At 31.8% G+C, this 18,245-nt stretch carries 14 protein-coding genes; 6 read left to right on the top strand and 8 right to left on the bottom strand.

All coding sequences use genetic code 11. The annotated features are described in order from the left end of the window. Nucleotides 1-198 precede the first annotated feature (198 nt). Nucleotides 199-402 (bottom strand): hypothetical protein, encoded by a 204-nt coding sequence (locus P8K68_RS14635; RefSeq protein ID WP_300252607.1) that lies wholly within the window; start codon nt 400-402, stop codon nt 199-201. Between the two features lie 74 nt (nt 403-476). Next, a complete protein-coding gene (locus tag P8K68_RS14630; protein WP_300252604.1) occupies nt 477-1,064 on the bottom strand; it encodes a MarC family protein in 588 nt (195 codons plus the stop codon). A gap of 370 nt (nt 1,065-1,434) precedes the next feature. On the opposite strand from P8K68_RS14630, the gene P8K68_RS14625 reads away from it, so the two are divergent. The 3 genes from P8K68_RS14625 (at nt 1,435) to P8K68_RS14615 (ending at nt 6,023) form a co-directional block, all read left to right on the top strand. Further along, nucleotides 1,435-1,998, top strand: coding sequence for a DUF3109 family protein (locus P8K68_RS14625; RefSeq protein WP_300252601.1), 564 nt, complete (start codon nt 1,435-1,437; stop codon nt 1,996-1,998). Between the two features lie 297 nt (nt 1,999-2,295). After that, complete coding sequence (locus P8K68_RS14620; protein WP_300252598.1) at nt 2,296-3,276, top strand: ribonucleotide-diphosphate reductase subunit beta; 981 nt, start codon at nt 2,296-2,298, stop codon at nt 3,274-3,276. 260 nt (nt 3,277-3,536) lie between these two features. Beyond that, nucleotides 3,537-6,023: a ribonucleoside-diphosphate reductase subunit alpha gene (locus P8K68_RS14615; RefSeq protein WP_300252595.1), complete on the top strand. Its 2,487-nt coding sequence runs from the start codon at nt 3,537-3,539 to the stop codon at nt 6,021-6,023. A 48-nt stretch (nt 6,024-6,071) separates the two neighbouring features. Here P8K68_RS14615 and P8K68_RS14610 read toward each other — a convergent pair whose 3' ends face one another. Both P8K68_RS14610 and P8K68_RS14605 read right to left on the bottom strand, forming a co-directional pair. Then, nucleotides 6,072-6,230, bottom strand: coding sequence for a hypothetical protein (locus P8K68_RS14610; RefSeq protein WP_300252592.1), 159 nt, complete (start codon nt 6,228-6,230; stop codon nt 6,072-6,074). A gap of 21 nt (nt 6,231-6,251) precedes the next feature. Beyond that, on the bottom strand, nt 6,252-6,539 hold the full coding sequence (locus tag P8K68_RS14605) for a pyrimidine/purine nucleoside phosphorylase (protein WP_300252590.1): 288 nt from the start codon (nt 6,537-6,539) through the stop codon (nt 6,252-6,254). Between the two features lie 182 nt (nt 6,540-6,721). Here P8K68_RS14605 and P8K68_RS14600 point away from each other — a divergent pair, with 182 nt between their 5' ends. Next, the gene (locus P8K68_RS14600) at nt 6,722-8,500 is read left to right on the top strand and encodes a Na/Pi symporter (RefSeq protein ID WP_300252587.1); all 1,779 of its coding nucleotides are present in this window, start codon (nt 6,722-6,724) and stop codon (nt 8,498-8,500) included. 38 nt (nt 8,501-8,538) lie between these two features. On the opposite strand, the gene P8K68_RS14595 is transcribed toward P8K68_RS14600, so the two are convergent. Next, the gene (locus tag P8K68_RS14595; protein ID WP_300252584.1) at nt 8,539-10,845 is read right to left on the bottom strand and encodes an inorganic phosphate transporter; all 2,307 of its coding nucleotides are present in this window, start codon (nt 10,843-10,845) and stop codon (nt 8,539-8,541) included. Nucleotides 10,846-11,134: 289 nt separating this feature from the next. On the opposite strand from P8K68_RS14595, the gene P8K68_RS14590 reads away from it, so the two are divergent. Next, nucleotides 11,135-11,458: a nicotinic acid mononucleotide adenyltransferase gene (locus P8K68_RS14590; RefSeq protein ID WP_300252581.1), complete on the top strand. Its 324-nt coding sequence runs from the start codon at nt 11,135-11,137 to the stop codon at nt 11,456-11,458. A gap of 80 nt (nt 11,459-11,538) precedes the next feature. Here the strand turns inward: P8K68_RS14590 and P8K68_RS14585 are convergent, their stop codons facing one another. The 3 genes from P8K68_RS14585 to P8K68_RS14575 form a co-directional block, all read right to left on the bottom strand. Further along, complete coding sequence (locus tag P8K68_RS14585) at nt 11,539-14,364, bottom strand: TonB-dependent receptor (protein ID WP_300252578.1); 2,826 nt, start codon at nt 14,362-14,364, stop codon at nt 11,539-11,541. Nucleotides 14,365-14,443: 79 nt separating this feature from the next. Next, complete coding sequence (locus P8K68_RS14580) at nt 14,444-15,712, bottom strand: hypothetical protein (protein ID WP_300252575.1); 1,269 nt, start codon at nt 15,710-15,712, stop codon at nt 14,444-14,446. A 327-nt stretch (nt 15,713-16,039) separates the two neighbouring features. Next, the gene (locus P8K68_RS14575) at nt 16,040-16,426 is read right to left on the bottom strand and encodes a carboxypeptidase-like regulatory domain-containing protein (protein WP_300252572.1); all 387 of its coding nucleotides are present in this window, start codon (nt 16,424-16,426) and stop codon (nt 16,040-16,042) included. Nucleotides 16,427-16,609: 183 nt separating this feature from the next. Here P8K68_RS14575 and P8K68_RS14570 point away from each other — a divergent pair, with 183 nt between their 5' ends. Beyond that, complete coding sequence (locus tag P8K68_RS14570; RefSeq protein WP_300252569.1) at nt 16,610-17,950, top strand: deoxyguanosinetriphosphate triphosphohydrolase; 1,341 nt, start codon at nt 16,610-16,612, stop codon at nt 17,948-17,950. Nucleotides 17,951-18,245 lie beyond the last annotated feature (295 nt).

The raw sequence follows: 18,245 nt of genomic DNA, 5'->3' as shown, positions 1-18,245 counted from the left end.
TTTAAATTGCTTTAAAAAATCTTCGTTCAATAAATCTTCTGGTTTCATAAATGTGTAAAATTTAAAATTAATAAATAAAAAATCTCAGGCTAAATATTAACCTGAGATTTTAAAACTTACACAGTTTATGAGATACTGCCAACCAATGCGCAAGACATGCCTGCGGCGCCACCTCCAACTATTAATACATCAAACATCTTATTTCTGACCTTTTACTTTTTGTTCTATACGTTTTGAGATTCTTAAAATTGCCATCATAATAATAACACAAAGTGACGCTAATATGGTTATTATAGCAATAATACTATCGCCTTCAAAAGGCGCATCAAAATTAACTTGGGTAAAATTAAAGACGATTAAGGCTAAGGCAATAATGCTAAGTATTATGGTAAATATTTTCATTTGTCTGAAATTTTAATATCGTTTTTATTTAATTTATTAAGATAAACTTTTTTTCTAAATGTTTATTATGTGCTTTAAGCAAAATCAAATAACGCTTTTATATTATGTGCAAATAATTTTACAGCAATAGCTAATAAAACAACTCCAAAAACTTTACGTATTATATCAATACCATTTGCGCCTAAAAAGCGTTCAATTCTTGCTGATGTTTTAAGTACTATATAGATAATAATAACATTCATTAAAACAGCAACAATAATGTTTTCTATACTAAACTCAGCCCTTAAAGATAGTAAGGTTGTTAAGCTTCCGGGACCTGCAATAAGAGGGAACGCCAAAGGGAAAACAGCAGTAGTTAATGATGCATTTTCATCTTGTTTGTAAAGTGTAATACCTAAAATCATTTCTAAGGCAATAAAAAATAAAATAAAGGCACCAGCTACGGCAAATGAGTTTACATCTATACCAATAAGATTCAAGATGCTTTTTCCTAAAAACAGAAATACAATTAAAATAACTCCAGCAATTATAGATGCTTTCTCACTTTGAATATGACCTGCTTTTTTTCTTAAATCAATTACAATAGGAATGTTTCCAACAATATCTATCACGGCAAATAAGACCATGAATGCTGTGAATATTTCTTTAAAATTGAATTTCATTATTTTAAATGTTTAAAATGTCTCGCCGTTTATTGCGTTTTTTTTGATTTGTTATTCTCGCCTTTTATCTTTGATTACGATAAAGTTACGCGAAAATCTTAAAATTAAGAAGCTTTGAAAATACAGATTCTTAATTTTCGGCAAAAGTAGATTATTAACTTAATTAAATAAACCTAAAGTTTAACTATTTTTGCTATGTCAATTTAGCTTTATAATAACGTGAAAGTAAATTAGAATATTTTTTTATTTATCAAGACAAAAAATTAAAGCATAGCCTTAGCTACGGTTTTGTTTTTTTACGAAGAGAAATAGAAATGATTTACCGCGACATTATAAAGCTAAATGGGTATTAATACAAGATAAAAATTTTATGTTTCAATTAGGGAAGACCATTGTTTCTGAGGATATTATAGAAAAAGATTTTTTGTGTAACCTATCCGCATGCAAAGGTGCTTGTTGTATAGATGGTGATGCGGGGGCACCTCTTGAAGCTGATGAAGCTAAAATACTAAAAGCCATTTACCCAAAAGTAAAACCATTTTTGCGTCAAGAAGGCATAGATGTAATTGAATCTCAAGGTGCATACATTTCTACAGAAGATGGCGACTTAGAAACACCTTTAATTAACGGTGCTGATTGTGCTTATGTGATTTTCGATGAGAAGAAAGTGGCGCTATGTGCCATTGAAGAAGCCTACAATCAAAGTGAAATATCTTGGAAAAAACCTGTTTCATGTCATTTATATCCAATAAGAGTTCAGGATTACAGTGAATTTTCTGCAGTAAATTATCATAACTGGCAAATTTGTGATGATGCTTGCGCTTTAGGGAAAGAACTTCAAATCCCTGTTTATAAATTTGTGAAAGAAGCACTTATACGGAAATTTGGTGAAGATTGGTATACCGAATTGGAAAAGGTTGCAGAAACTTTTTAACACCCAAAAGTTTATTTAAAAAAACCTTATAAAAAGCTATATAAACAAAGGGTTTGTGCTTCTAAAACCTAACTTTTTTTTGTAAACAATTTAAAATTTTATTTTTTTAAAATATTGAATATCAATATTTTATATGTTTTTTTCTGTAAACTTCTGAGTTTGTAGGGGTTTTAATGTTTGTTAAAAACTTGTTGAAAAGGTTTCTACTTTTTTTAAAAAACATATCAATCATTTTACAATCTTTGTTATCCCGAAAATAAAGCAAATTTTACTTCTAATTTTAAAAAAATAAAACTAATGTCTCAAGCTATTGAACCCATTTTACAAGAAAACAAAGATCGTTTTGTTATTTTTCCTATTCAACATCATGATATTTGGGAATGGTATAAAAAACAAGAAGCTAGTATTTGGACTGCTGAAGAAATCGATTTACATCAAGATCTTAATGATTGGAATAACAAATTAAATGATGACGAACGATATTTCATCAAACATGTTTTAGCCTTTTTTGCTGCCAGTGATGGTATTGTAAATGAAAATTTAGCTGAAAATTTTGTGTCTGAGGTTCAATACTCTGAGGCTAAATTCTTTTATGGTTTTCAAATCATGATGGAAAACATTCATTCTGAAGTATATTCATTATTAATTGATACTTACGTAAAAGACGACAAAGAAAAAGAGGCATTATTTAATGCTATTGAAGTGTTTCCTGCTATTAAAGAAAAAGCAGATTGGGCACTTAAGTGGATAGATTCGCCAAGTTTTGCAGAACGTTTAATTGCATTTGCAGCGGTTGAAGGTATTTTCTTTTCAGGAAGTTTCTGCTCAATATTTTGGCTTAAAAAACGTGGTTTACTGCCTGGTTTAACATTCTCGAACGAGCTTATTTCTAGAGATGAAGGCTTGCATTGTGATTTTGCGGTGCACTTACATGAAAATCATATTGTAAATAAAGTGCCAAAAGCAAGGATTACTCAAATATTAACCGATGCTTTAGATATTGAACGCTCATTTATTACTGAATCGCTTCCAGCCAGTTTAATTGGAATGAATGCGAAGTTAATGACGCAATATTTGGAGTTTGTAACAGATAGGTTATTAGGGGAATTTGGTTGTGAGAAAGTTTACAACTCATCAAATCCTTTTGATTTTATGGACATGATTTCGCTACAAGGAAAAACAAATTTCTTTGAGAAACGTGTTGGAGATTACCAAAAAGCTGGTGTGCTTAATAAAGAAGAAGACAAGGATAAATTCAGTTTTGACGCTGATTTTTAATTAAAAAAGAACCCCTCGAAGCATAGCTTAGAGAACACCTTTGAATTTGTTATTCCTGCATAGGTAGGAATCTATATAAAAAACCAAAAGTTTTCTTTAAACGATTAAAATGATATTTCTGTAAAAGGAAAATAAAACAAAGTACCATTTATTAATTAATTTACTAAAGTTTATCTTATTAAAAACAAGGTAAACTTTAGAACAAACAACTAACCATTTTTCTGGAGGTGTGTCAGAAAATTTAAAAACCGTGTAAAAAAATGTATGTAGTAAAAAGAGATGGCAGAAAAGAGCAAATCATGTTCGATAAAATTACTGCTAGAGTAAGGAAATTATGTTATGGATTAAACGAATTGGTCGATCCATTAAAAGTAGCTATGCGCGTAATCGAAGGATTATATGATGGTGTAACTACTAGTGAACTTGATAACCTTGCTGCAGAAGTTGCTGCAACCATGACAACGTCGCACCCTGATTATGCACGTTTAGCAGCTAGAATTTCTGTTTCTAACTTACACAAAAACACCAAAAAGACCTTTAGCGACGTTATGGAAGATTTACATAAATATGTAAATCCAAGAACGGGGAAAGATGCGCCTTTACTTTCTGATGAGGTTTATAAAGTCATCATGGATAATAAGGATCGATTAGATTCTACTATCATTTATAACCGCGATTTTGGTTATGATTATTTTGGTTTCAAAACCTTAGAGCGTTCTTACCTTTTAAAGTTAAATGGTGAAATTGCTGAACGTCCACAACACATGCTTATGCGTGTATCAATAGGGATTCATTTAAACGATTTAGATGCTGCTATTGAGACTTATGAACTGATGTCTAAAAAATATTTTACACACGCTACACCAACATTATTCAATTCAGGTACACCAAAACCGCAAATGTCTTCATGTTTTTTACTCACCATGAAAGATGATAGTATTGAAGGTATTTATGATACATTAAAGCAAACGGCAAAAATTTCACAATCTGCAGGTGGTATAGGGTTAGCTATACATAACGTTCGTGCTACAGGAAGTTATATTGCTGGAACTAACGGAACAAGTAACGGTATTGTACCCATGCTTCAAGTCTTTAATGATACAGCGCGTTATGTAGATCAAGGTGGCGGAAAACGTAAAGGAAGTTTTGCTATTTATATTGAAACGTGGCATGCTGATATTTTTGACTTCTTAGATTTAAAGAAGAATCATGGTAAAGAGGAAATGCGTGCGCGTGATTTATTTTATGCGATGTGGACTTCTGATTTATTTATGAAACGAGTACAAGAAGATGGAGATTGGACCTTAATGTGTCCTAATGAATGTCCTGGATTACCAGAAACGCATAGTGAAGAGTTTGAAGCTTTATACACAAAATATGAAGCGGAAGGAAAAGGTCGAAAAACTATAAAGGCACGTGAGCTTTGGGAAAAGATATTAGAATCTCAAATTGAAACGGGAACGCCTTATATGTTGTATAAAGATGCAGCGAACCGTAAATCGAATCAGAAAAATTTAGGAACCATTCGTTCTTCAAATTTATGTACTGAGATTATGGAGTACACCTCTCCAGATGAGGTTGCTGTTTGTAATTTAGCATCTATTGCATTACCAATGTTTATTAAAAACGGGGAGTTTGACCATAAAGAACTATTCCGTATTACAAAACGTGTTACTAAAAACTTAAATAGAGTTATTGATAGAAATTACTATCCAGTAATTGAAGCTGAAAACTCTAATATGCGCCACAGACCAATTGGTTTAGGTGTGCAAGGTTTAGCAGATACGTTTATAAAATTACGTATGCCTTTTACTAGTGATGAAGCAAAAAAGCTAAATCAAGATATCTTCGAAACGCTTTACTTCGCTGCAGTAACAGCAAGTATGGAAGAAGCAAAAGTAGATGGGCCTTACCAAACTTACGAAGGATCTCCAATTAGTAAAGGCCAATTCCAACATAACCTTTGGAATGTTCAAGAAGATACATTAAGTGGCAACTGGGATTGGGAAAAACTACGTAAGCAAGTATTAAAACATGGTGTGCGTAATTCGTTATTAGTAGCACCAATGCCAACAGCATCTACGTCTCAAATTCTTGGAAATAATGAGTGTTTTGAGCCTTATACCTCTAATATTTATACGCGTCGTGTATTATCAGGAGAGTTTATTGTAGTAAACAAACATTTATTAGAAGACTTAGTGGATTTAGGTTTGTGGAATGAGACTTTGAAACAAGATATCATGAGAGCTAATGGTTCTGTGCAAAATGTTGATGTGCCTCAAGAGATTAAAGACCTTTATAAAACGGTTTGGGAATTAAGTATGAAAGATATTATAGATATGTCCCGTCAACGTGGCTATTTTATAGATCAGTCACAATCACTAAACTTATTTTTAGAAGGTGCAACTATGGCTAAATTAACCTCCATGCATTTCTATGCTTGGAAGAGCGGCTTAAAAACAGGTATGTATTACTTACGAACTAAGAGCGCCGTTGATGCGATTAAATTTACGCTTCAAACGGCTAAAAAAGAAGAGCCAGTTGCTGAAGTTGTAGAGGTAAATGAAGTTGCAGAACAAAAGCAAGAAGCTAAAAAACAGAAATTAGCGGTACAAAACGCTGCTAAGTTTGCAAAGCAAAATACTCCAGAAGTTGAGGTTGAACCAATGAGTGCAGAAGAAATGAAAGCACTTATTGCACAGGCGAAAGCTGGTGAAGGTGATGATTGCTTAATGTGCGGATCATAATAATATTGTTATTGGGTTTGTCCTCCCGAAAGGGGGGACCCCAAATTTTTAAAGAAGCATCTCGAAAGAGGTGCTTTTTTTATGGTATTTATAATCTAATATGCTATTTTCTGCAATAAAAATCCTAACAACAGTTTTATTAATGGTTACAGAAAATTTTTCATCTTCAATCGTATAGCTTTCGCCATAAGGGAAGAAATTCATCATAGATAATAAAGCAGGTATTTTTTATAACGACTTATATTGGCATAAATAAGCCGTTTGGTTAGATACTTTTACTTGAAATTTTTTATTGGCTTCAATCTCGTAAGACGCACCAGCTTTATAAGTTTTCCATTCAGAACTGTTAGGTAATTTAACCGTCATTTCACCTTCAATAACTTGCATGGTTTCGTGTGTGGTTGTTCCAAATTCATAGTGTCCAGTTTCCATAACGCCAATACTAGACTTTCCCGTTTCTGATGTATAACTTAAGGATTTTACATGGCCTTCAAAATATTCGTTTATAGAAATCATATATTATTATTTAGTAAATGTTTTTTTAAGATTACAAATGTAAACTTTTTTAAAAGTCAAAAAAGATGTTTTTTTGAAACTTACAACAATCATTTTTTTTCTTTTGAAAGAATTAATTTTCAAATACAAACACTTTACATTATATTAAAAGAATTTTAGAAATATTAACTAAATAATAATATATGATTAGAAAGTCTTTATTCTTCGGGCTTTTAATTGTCTTGGGGGTTTCACTGTACTTAAATCCAAATTTTAAAACAATTTCGGCAGGAGTTGCAATTTTACTTTTTGGGATGATCATGTTAGAAGAAGGCTTTAGAGTTTTTACTAAAGGACCTTTACAGAATATCTTAAAAAAAGCGACAGATAAGCTTTATAAAAGTATTACAGCTGGAGCGTTTGTAACAGCTTTAATTCAATCGAGTTCTTTAGTTTCGATTCTAACTATATCTTTTATAAGTGCTGGGTTAATTTCTTTAGGTGGAGGTTTGGGGCTCATTTTTGGGGCCAATATAGGAACTACAGCTACGGCTTGGTTAGTTGCTGGTTTCGGACTAAAAATAAAAATTTCTGCATTAGCAATGCCCATGCTTGTTTTCGGAATTATTTTTTCTTTTCAAAAAAAGGTATCACTTAAAGGTGTTGGACATGTTTTAGCAGGACTAGGCTTTTTCTTTCTTGGAATTCATTACATGAAAGAAGGGTTTGATGTTTTTAAAGGCTATATAGATTTATCAGAATATGCCGTCTCTGGGTTTTTAGGTGTTATTATTTATACAGGACTTGGGATAATTATTACCACAATTTTACAATCAAGTAGTGCTACATTAGCATTAATTTTAACAGCATTAGCTGCAGGACAAATTGAATACGAAAATGCTTTAGCATTGGCTATTGGTGCAAATGTTGGTACAACTATAACGGCAATTTTAGGTGCTTTAAGCTCAAATAGTGCCGGAAAAAGACTAGCTGTGGCTCATTTCATTTTCAATATCATAACTGGTTTGGTAGCCATAGCTTTTATTTTTCCATTGGCGAGATTAGTAAATAACCTTTCAGAAGTACTGCATATTGCACCAACAAATTATACGTTAAAACTAGCTCTGTTTCATACCATATTTAATGTTATAGGTGTTCTATTAATGATTCCTTTTGTAAAAATATTAGCGCGTTTTTTAATGCGTTTCTTTAAGGAAAAAATAAATAAGGATGTAGATGAACCAAAATATCTTAATCCATCCATATTAAAGTTTCCTGGTTCTGCAATTTCTGCTTTAATTAATGAGTCAAAATATTTATATAAGAATAGCGTATTTGAAATTGTTTCGCATGCTTTAAATATCCATAGAGCGGATATAAAATCTGAAGAAAAGCTAAAAACAATAATCAAAAAATCTAATATTGATTTAGAAACAAATGTTGAAGATTTATATTATACTAAGGTTAAAATTATTTATGGAGAAATTATAAAATATGCTTCAAATGCTCAAAGTACCTTAAAGCTAAATAATAAACAAATAAAGGCTATTACAGATATTAAAATTGCCAATAGAAAAATGGTTGAAATAATTAAAGATGCTAGAGAATTAAATAAAAATATCGTTTTGGTTTTAAATATGGACAATAAGTATCTGCAAAATGAATATGATGATTACAGAAAAAAAATAACTAAAGTATTAAGAACTATTTATTTATTTAGAACAGGAGATGATACAGAAAAATATGCATTAAAATTAAAAGAGTTAAAGTCTGAGGCTAAAGCTAACGTTAGGCAAAGCAATAAATCTATAGATAAATTAATAAGAAAAAATTTAATTACTGCAGAAATGGCCTCGTCATTATTTAATGATTATGCCAATGTGAATGATATGATTAAAAAATTAATTGATGTTGCTGAATTATTGTACAGCAAAAAAGATTCTTTATTAGAAGAAACTTCTGAAAATGAAAACACCAATTAAAGTTGTATTAATTGGTGTTTATAAAGGTTATTTTTATCTTATTCTTCTCTATTTTCTCCTACTTTTTCATCATCTGCAATAACATCAATAGTTGCGGGTTCAACTGATGCATCATGAGCATTGTAGTATTCTTCTAAAAGATTCATGGTAGCCATCAACAAGTCTTTAGTTTCTATCAATAGACTAAAATACAAAGTTGTGTTTTTCGGACTAGATTCTTCTGTCCTAGTTCGTCCAACTTGCTTTTGAATTTTATCTGAAACTAAAGAAACGATCTCTTGTTTTCTATTTAAAATTGCCCCAATTTCCTCAAAAGAGCGCGAATCAAAAGCTGTCTTAACATTGTTGAAAAGTTTGTCAAAGCGCTCGTCTATTTCTTTTAATTCTTTAATTTGAGTGAATTTTAACTTTTTATGATTGTTATTTACATGCTTGAAACTTACGTTTGAAATGTATTCTAAAGATTGTGCAAAATCTTGCAAATGACTCAATATGTTAATATAAAAGTTACTGGCAGTCACACTAGGTTCTTCAAGGTTTTTAATGAAATAAAAAATATGATCTCTCAGTTCTTCAATTTCTTCAGAGAGTTTTTCAATATTCTTTTTATTCTTTTTAAGAAGCTTCAAGTTATGTGTTGATAGACCATTAATAGCACCAGTATATATTTTATTACCACGTTTAACCACATTTGCAATGTTATTAGCACTTTCAACAATAACACCTTGAGTAGAACTACTTTCAGCTTTTTCTAGACTATCTTCCTCTTTTAATTCTTTGGCTTGCTTTCTGTGGTTCATATAATTTCTAACAAGAAGTATAATAGCAAAAGTTAGTAATGCAGTCAGTGCATAACCCCTGCCGTAGTATAAAATTACTGCCATTATTGCTGCGGCTACAAAGGCACTTAAGGCAGTAAAGAACCAACCTCCAATAACGTTAAGTACACCAGCTACTCTGTAAACTGCACTTTCACTACCCCAGGCTCTATCTGCTAACGATGTTCCCATAGCTACCATAAAAGTAACATAGGTTGTTGATAATGGTAGTTTCATAGAAGTAGCTAAGGATATTAATACACTTGCAACCATAAGGTTCACTGCTGCCCTTACTAAATCAAAAGCCGGTAAATCTTCAGATTTTATAACAGCAGATATTTTAGGTTTTTGGAATTGTTTGTCAATATGTTTTTTAGTAGAATTTGGTAATATATTGTTAAGGCCATCAGATGCTGCGATACTATATCTTACAATCGTTCTTGATAGAAAATTAGGTTCAAAACGTTCTTTTACATCGTCTTGCCTTGATAAATCAACTGATGTTTTTACGACTGCCTTTGCTTTACTTGAAAACCAAAGAGTCAATACCATTACTAAACCTGCAATAAGTAGTAAATAAGGTTGGGTTTGAACAGGTTGTCCCAAGGCTACCATTGGAAAATGCTGCGGCAATATATTTGTTACTGACCAAGCTTCATATGAATTAAAAGCTGCAATTGGCACACCTATAAAGTTTACTAGATCGTTACCCGCAAAAGCCACAGCAAGCGCAAAAGTACCGATAACTATAATAATTTTATAAATATTTGTTTTAAAAAACACTATAAGTAATAAAGATATTAGCGTAAAAAAAATAAAACCAATACTTAACAATGTCATTGGATTTGCAGAGATTAAACTCTTTATACTGTCATTCATAAAGGATGCATTTTTAATGCCTTTAATAAGAATAAAATACATAATAGATGTAACAGCAAATCCGCTAAAAATAGCTCCAAATAGTTTTGGCTTATCATTAAAATTAAATGAGAGTAGCAACCTTGAAAAAAATTGAATTATAGCACCAATGGAGAAAGCAACTATTACCGATAATAAAATACCAAGAATTATTTCAATGGCTTTTTCATTATTAATATAATTTCCTAAATTAAGAAGTGATTGATTATTATCTGCAAATATTTTTAAAATGGCTATAGCAACTGAAGCTCCTAGAAGTTCAAAAACAATAGAAACTGTTGTAGAGGTTGGAAGCCCAAGAGTGTTAAAAAAGTCAAGTAGTAATATGTCTGTAACCATAACAGCCATGAAAATAATCATGATTTCATCAAACATAAACTCTTCTGGGTTAAAAATACCTTTTCTAGCTACTTCCATCATGCCGCTAGAAGTTAAAGCACCCATGGCTACACCTAAACTGGCAACTATCATTATGGTTTTAAAAGAAACTGCTTTAGAGCCTATTGCAGAATTAAGAAAATTCACGGCATCGTTACTAACACCAACAATTAAATCAGCTATGGCTAAAAAAGCTAGAGCCACTAGCATATAGATATAAATATCTCCCATTTAAAAAATCAAAAATATATAAAAAGCAAATGTCTAATTTTTATATGAACCTTATGTTACGGAAATGTTATGTTCTATTCAATAAACTTTAATATTTATTTTTATAAAGCCTAAAAATAGAAACTCATATTATGAATGTTAAGAAATCAAAAAATATTTTAAAAACATAAAATACTGTAAATCAAATTATTACTTATCTAATGTTAATTTAATGTTACGTAAATGTTGTTTGAATGTAAAATATGTTATATATTTGTAAAGTAATTATTAATTAAAAGCCCATACAGATATGAAAAATATAGTCATTTTAGCAATAGCACTTTTTACTACGATAAGTTTTGCACAGAAAGAAAGAACTTTAACCTTAAATAAAGATACTAACTTAATTGAAGTAATTTATTATCATGATACTGCCGAGGTCAGTCAAACAGGAACATTTACTCAAGAGGGTAAATTACAGGGTAATTGGGTAAGTTATGATACTAAAGGGAATAAACTAGTATCTGCTTTTTATGACAATGGTAAAAAAGTAGGTAAATGGATTCATTGGATAGATGGAGAAAAGAAAGTGGTAAATTATACTGATAATGTAGCAGCATTATCTTCGTTATAAACATAACTAAAATAAAATGTAAAAAGAGGCTACTTTTAAAGACAGCCTCTTTTTTTTATGTTATAAATTCTATAAAGATTTTAGAATTTATAAGAGTAACCAATAGAAAACTCTGTTCCTGGTTCTCTTAACGAAAATATTTGATCTTGCGCTTTAAAAGATTGGTAAACACTCTTTCTTTCGGCACCTAATATATTTGATACTTTTATATCAATTGAAGATTTTTTATCCTCTCCAAAAGCTTTATTTAAAGTAAAATTTAAACTCTCAAAAGGTTTTGTAAATACATCTGGAACTCCTCCTAAACCTACAACTTCTAGTGTTTTACCTTGCATGTTAAAAAACAAGCCTGTTTGTAAACCTAAGTCGCTATTGTTATAGTTTAAACTTGTATTTATTAAGAAAGGAGATTGACCCTGTAAATTACGTTTTCTATCAATAGTTTGTCCATCTCTAGCATTTGCTTCTCTTGATAAAAATTCTTCATCAGACATGGTCAATTCAGATTCTGTAACAGATACATTTAAAGCAAACTTTAAGTTTGTTAAATTTTCTGAAATAAATCCTAAATGCTTTCTAAATTCAAATTCTGCTCCATATACTTTTGCACTACCTAAGTTACCTATGGTTAATTGAGTTGGTGCTGAGGCAAAGAAGGATTTTTCAAGTGGATCTGTAAAGTCTTTATAAAAACCACTAATTGCAAACATTTGTCCTTTGTTACCAAAGTTTTCATATCTTAAATCAAAATTGTTTACATAAGTTGGTTTTAAATTAATATTACCAATAAATAAACGGTCTGTAATAGGATCGAAAATTTGAGATAATGAAGCTTCTTTAAAAGATGGTCTTGCAGTTGTTTTGTAGTAAGATGATCTTATATTAGAATCGTCAGTAACCTCATAAATTAAATTTGCAGATGGAAATAAGTCATACTCATCTAATACTTTAAACCTGTCATATAAATCTGCACCATCTTGTCCTGTGTAATATGAAGTAAACGCTTCTGCTCTTAAACCTAATATAGTTTTAAGCTTTTCACTTATATTAAATTCATTAGAGACATAGGTAGAAGCAATATGTTGTTCACCTTCATAAGCATCATTAGGGTTAAATATATCAACAGATATAAGGTAAGTACCATCGTTATTATCTCTACTCCAAATATTTTCTGGTAATAAAAGATTATTTGGGTTTCCATTTGTTACAGGTGTTCCGTTATTATCGAAAGTCCAATCATCAACACTAAAATCTCTAAATTTATAAGTGTAACCACCTCCAAATTTTACCTTAGCAGGTTTGCCAAATAACTCATACTTTTTATTAAAATCGAACTTTGTTGCCCAGTTTTCTTCTTGTAAAAAACGCCAGATTCGAATAGGGAAAGTTGCCGCAGAGGCACTAATAAAAAATTCTCCAGTTTGAGATTCTTGTAATGGGGTTACTCGGTGGTCTTTATCATGAACTTTTGAGAATGTTGGCGCTAATTTCCACTCGAAATTCCAATCGTTTTTTGTGTCAAACGAATGGTTACCGTTTATAAGTAAATTTGTAACAGAGCGTTCGGTGTAAGCAAGGGCATCTTTTGTTAATGGTTCGAAACCAGAACCAGAACCAGAACCGCCTTGAGCTATGTTTTGATTAAAAAAACCACCCGATGACTCTCCATTTTGAATATGAAGTAAATTTACTTTATACTTTGAGTTTTGTGTTTTAAACGTAAGGCCAACTAAACCATTTAAAAGGACATTGTTTATGCCTTCTCTACCTGTTGAAAATCTGTCGGCAACAAGTTCGTTGTTCGATGTATCGTTAGCATCAATAGAATATGCACCATCAATACGGTTTTCATAAAATGTTGTATTGTTCTTGTATGAGAATGAAGCTAAATAGCCAAATTTGTTATCGCTTCCAACTTTAAATTGATCGCCTAAAGTAAAACCAAAATCAAAATTTGGATTACTTGTACTCTCTTTTGCTCTTAGCTCCTTATTAAAACGACCTGTTAACGATGTTAGTAAGCCTCTGTTCTCAAAAGTTCCAGGAATAGTTTGGTATCTGTTTATAGGTACATTTCTAGTGCCATCATCATATCCGAAAAAATCAGTATCGCTGGCTGTTCCATTCAAATAATTATCTTTACCATGCATGCTATGGTTATAACCTGCACCTAAAGATACAGACGCTTCAAATCTAGTTGGGAAATCTTTAGTTACAATATCAACAACACCACCCGTAAAATCTGCTGGATATTCTGCAGCTGCAGATTTAATAACTATGATATTATCAAGAATATTTGTTGGAAATATATCCATTTGAATCGTATTTCTATCTGGGTCCAAACCAGGAATATCAACACCATTTAAAGTTGATTTTGTATAACGATCTCCAAGACCTCTTACGTATACATATTTACCACCTTCTACAGAAACTCCAGGAACAGCCTTTACTGCACTTGCAAGAGACCCTGCTCCACTAGATTTTATACTTTGTGCTGATAAACCATCTAAAAGTGTCACAGATTTCTTCTGGATATTTAGAACGGCTTCTTCAGTATTTCTTTTAATACTAGTTGTAATAACAACTTCATCTAAAGAGTTTGAAGATAAGACAACGTCTAAGTCGACTACTTGACCTGATTTAACAACTACATCACTAATTTCTTTTGATTCATAACCAACGAAAGAAAAGAGAATAGAATAAGTTCCCTCATCTAAAGATAACTGGTATTTTCCATCAAAATCTGAAGTTGTTCCAATTGTAGTCCCTTTTACTAAAACGTTGGCAAATGCCATTGGTTCGTTATTATATTCGCCATCAAGTATATTACCAGCAATAGTTCCTTGCGCTGTAAGACTTAATATTGAACCAAATAATAGAGTAAGAACTATATAAACTTTTTTCATATATATAATTTGTAAACTACTGCTTACTATTTAATATGTAAGCAGTAGTATAAGTACTTTATTGTTTTTATGATTCTGTTTAGAATCCTAATCCACCAGTTGTATTTGCATAAGTCCAGCTAAGGATTGCTGTATTAGCTCCAACAGTAGCAGCCCCTTTAGCAACAGCAGTAGCGTGAGAGCCAAAACCTGTAACTGTAACCGTTTCTGCTTTGTTTACAAAAATATCTTCTACGGCAGTAACACCTGTTGGTAAAACGATTTCCCAAGCAGAGAATGTTAATAAACCATCGTTATAATTAGTTGCAACACCATCGTTATCTAACTCAACATCAGATTCTGCTTTAAAATCGTAAGCATATATGTTGTTTGTTTCTCCCATAGCACCACTTCTGTAATCAGCATATTCACCATTAGCAGTGACATTATTTCCGATTATAGTAGCGTTTTGTAATATAAATGAATCAGTAGCAGTCCCTTCAGGTCCATCAATTTCAAAAGCATGGTCAGATGCTTCACCTAAAACTACTACTGCATTGTCTATAGTACCAGAATAAGCTTGGTCGATATCTATAGCGTCATCACCAGCAGCCCAAACTAATAAGTTTGATGCATTAACAGTACCTCCAAAAAATTCTACACCATCATCAACGTTTGCAACAACTTCTACGTGGTCGATTACTGTTTTATTACCAACACCACCAAGAGTTAAACCGTTAATCTCGTTTCCTTCACCAATTAAAGCACCACCATGACGGATAGACACATATTTAATTATTCCTGAATCATCATCTGCAACTGTACCACCATATAAACCAAAAGTGTCATCGGCTGGAATTCCTTCTATTTGTACTTCTAATAAATCCCCTTTAAAAGATCCTGGTGCATTACCTAAAATGATTAAACCGCCCCAAAGGCCTCTATTTGATTCATCTAAATTGGTGCCAGCAGTTTCACCAGGTACAATATTGTCACTTGTAGATGTAAATATAATTGGGTTAGTTGCTGTGCCAACAGCATTAATTTTTGATCCTCTAGCAACAATAAGTGCTGAAGCTAAAGAACCTGTACCAGGCTTTCCTTTAATTATTGTTCCAGCTTCTATAGTTAATGTAGCACCTCCGTCAACAACAACTTTTTGGTTTAATTCGTAAACCTTGTCGTTTGTCCAAGTTGTATTAGAAGTAATGGCTCCAGTTACAGCAACTGTTTCATAATCTCCATCAGTATCATTACCACTTTGTATTATAGTAATCTCTTCTATAATAATTGGAGTGTCATCATCTTTAAAACATCCGCTAAATAGTAAAGAAGATGCAATTAATAAGGTTAAAAATAATTTTTTCATGAGTTTAATTTTTTAAATATTCTTAAATAAATTTTTGTTTTAATTCTTGCCGCAAAGAAACTACCGTTTTGTAAATAGTGTGTTATCTGTGGATTAAAGAACCGTAATAAAAGCGTTAGGTTAGTGTTAACTAAGTAGCTGTATTTTTTGTGTTAGTTTACATTATGTTAACATTAAAATGAGATTTAGTCACTACCTAATCTCAGAAGTATTTAATATGGTTTTTTTACAGTGATTCAATTAGTAAATAGTATAAGACAAAAAAGCAGTTTTTCTAAGAAAAACTGCTTTTTAAAATTATATATTGTTGTGTAAGCGATTAACCGACTAATTGTTTATTGCAGATGCTTGAGGTTTGTCAACACTAGCAACCGCCATCATTAAATCCTCTAAAGAAATAGTACTAGGCTCAAGTGTTATTTTAAAGGTAGTTGTTTGATTTGATTCTACTTTTATTTTTGATTCTTTAGTTTCATAACCTGTAAAGCTGCTTACTAAAGTATATTCACCATCATTTAAGTTTTCAAACTTAAAAAACCCTTTTTCATCTGATAAAACTTCAGTACCCGTTTCTTTAATTAAAACTTTCGCAAAGATTAAAGGTTGGTTATTCGATTCAAAATCTAATAGATTGCCGCTTATAGTACCTGTATTCTCCTGCGCAAAAGATAATGCAGAGATAAAAAAGATGAGGATAAATAAAACCTGTTTCATGTATAATTCTTAATTCTTTTGCAAACATACAATCAGAACTCAAAAAAGGGTGTTACCAAATCATTAAACAACTATGATTAAAATGTTATCCTAATGTTAAGAAATGGGACAATTAAAAAAGTTAAGATTAAGAAGACGCTTTAACAAGATGTTTTTTATCTTGCCTCTGCTTAAAATAAGACCATGAACTGGGAACAATTACTATCCTTAAAACGCTTTGGCGACACTAATAAACGCATAAGAAAAGAACAAGACGAAACCCGTTTAGGTTTCGAGGTAGATTACGATCGTGTTATCTTTTCATCAGAGTTTAGAAGCCTTCAAGATAAAACACAGGTTATCCCGTTATCGGAAACCGATTTTGTACACACTCGATTAACACATAGTTTAGAAGTTAGTGTAGTAGGGCGATCTCTTGGGAGACGGGTTGGGCAAAAATTATTAGAAAAACATCCGCATTTACAAAGTGTACATGGCTATCAAACTAACGATTTTGGAGCTATTGTGGCTGCTGCAGCTTTAGCACACGATATAGGAAACCCACCTTTTGGGCACTCCGGAGAAAAAGCCATTGGTGAATTTTTCAAAACAGGACAAGGCAAAACTTTTAAAAGTCAGCTTTCCGATAAGGAATATCAAGATTTATGCGATTTTGAAGGTAATGCCAACGGATTCAAAATTCTAACCGAAAGTAGAGCAGGACGAGAAGGCGGTATCCGATTAAGTTACGCCACCCTTGGTGCATTCATGAAATACCCAAAAGAATCACTGCCTAAAAAACCAACAAAACATATTGCCGATAAAAAATATGGGTTTTTCCAATCTGAAAAAACAGCCTTTCAAGATGTAGCAAACGAGTTAGGATTGCTAAAACGTTCGGATACAGATGTTAGTTACGCACGCCATCCACTCGCATATTTAGTAGAAGCAGCAGACGATATTTGCTACACCATTATCGATTTTGAAGATGGTATAAACTTAGGCTTAATTCAAGAAGAATTTGCGCTAGAATACCTATCTAAAATCATTAGAAACACCATAAAGCCCGAAAACTATTATGCGCTTTCCACCAAAGAAGATCGTGTAGGGTATCTGCGTGCATTGGCCATAGGAACACTAATAAACGAAGCGGTTGATATTTTTATGCAGCACGAAGCCGCTATTTTAAATGGCAATTTCGATTGCGCCCTTCTAGATAAAAGCAAATACGAAGCACAAATAAAAGATATTATAAAAATTAGTATCGAAAATATTTACCAATCTACAGAGGTAGTCGATAAAGAAATTGCTGGCTATGGTGTTATAAATACACTTTTAAGCACCTATACAAACGCCGTAAATAATAGTTTTAACAACACCGCTTCAAATTACGACAAACTTATTTTAAAAGGTTTGCCTAAAACATTAGAAATTAATAATTCAAGCTTATATAGTCGTTTGTCTAGCGTATGCTATTATGTCTCTTTACTGTCCGATAGTAAGGCAATATTAGATTACAAGAAGATAAAAGGGATTAGTTTTTAGAAGTTTATTAATAGGTTGGGCGTTACCCAAAGGGTCGGGCTTTACACTATATCTTTCTTGTGCTGAACTTGTTTCAGTATCTCATCAAGTAAATTGAATCCATTAAATGCAAGCATTCAATCAAACATATTATTAAGCACAAAAAAGGATGCCGTTGCAATCCCTAACCTTTAGTTTGTAATTGAAATAAATTTTTAAATTTATTCAAAAGAAAACAGAGGTGAACTATATCCCTAACTAGGTTAGCCCTATCGTGCGTATCAGTCCTCTGCTTTCTGTTTGAATAACCGTTGAA

Origin of the sequence: Algibacter sp. (assembly GCF_029245835.1) — a bacterium.
Classification (GTDB): domain Bacteria; phylum Bacteroidota; class Bacteroidia; order Flavobacteriales; family Flavobacteriaceae; genus Algibacter_B.
Note: the sequence above shows the minus strand (reverse complement) of the source record. Positions and strands in the feature narration are given on the sequence as shown.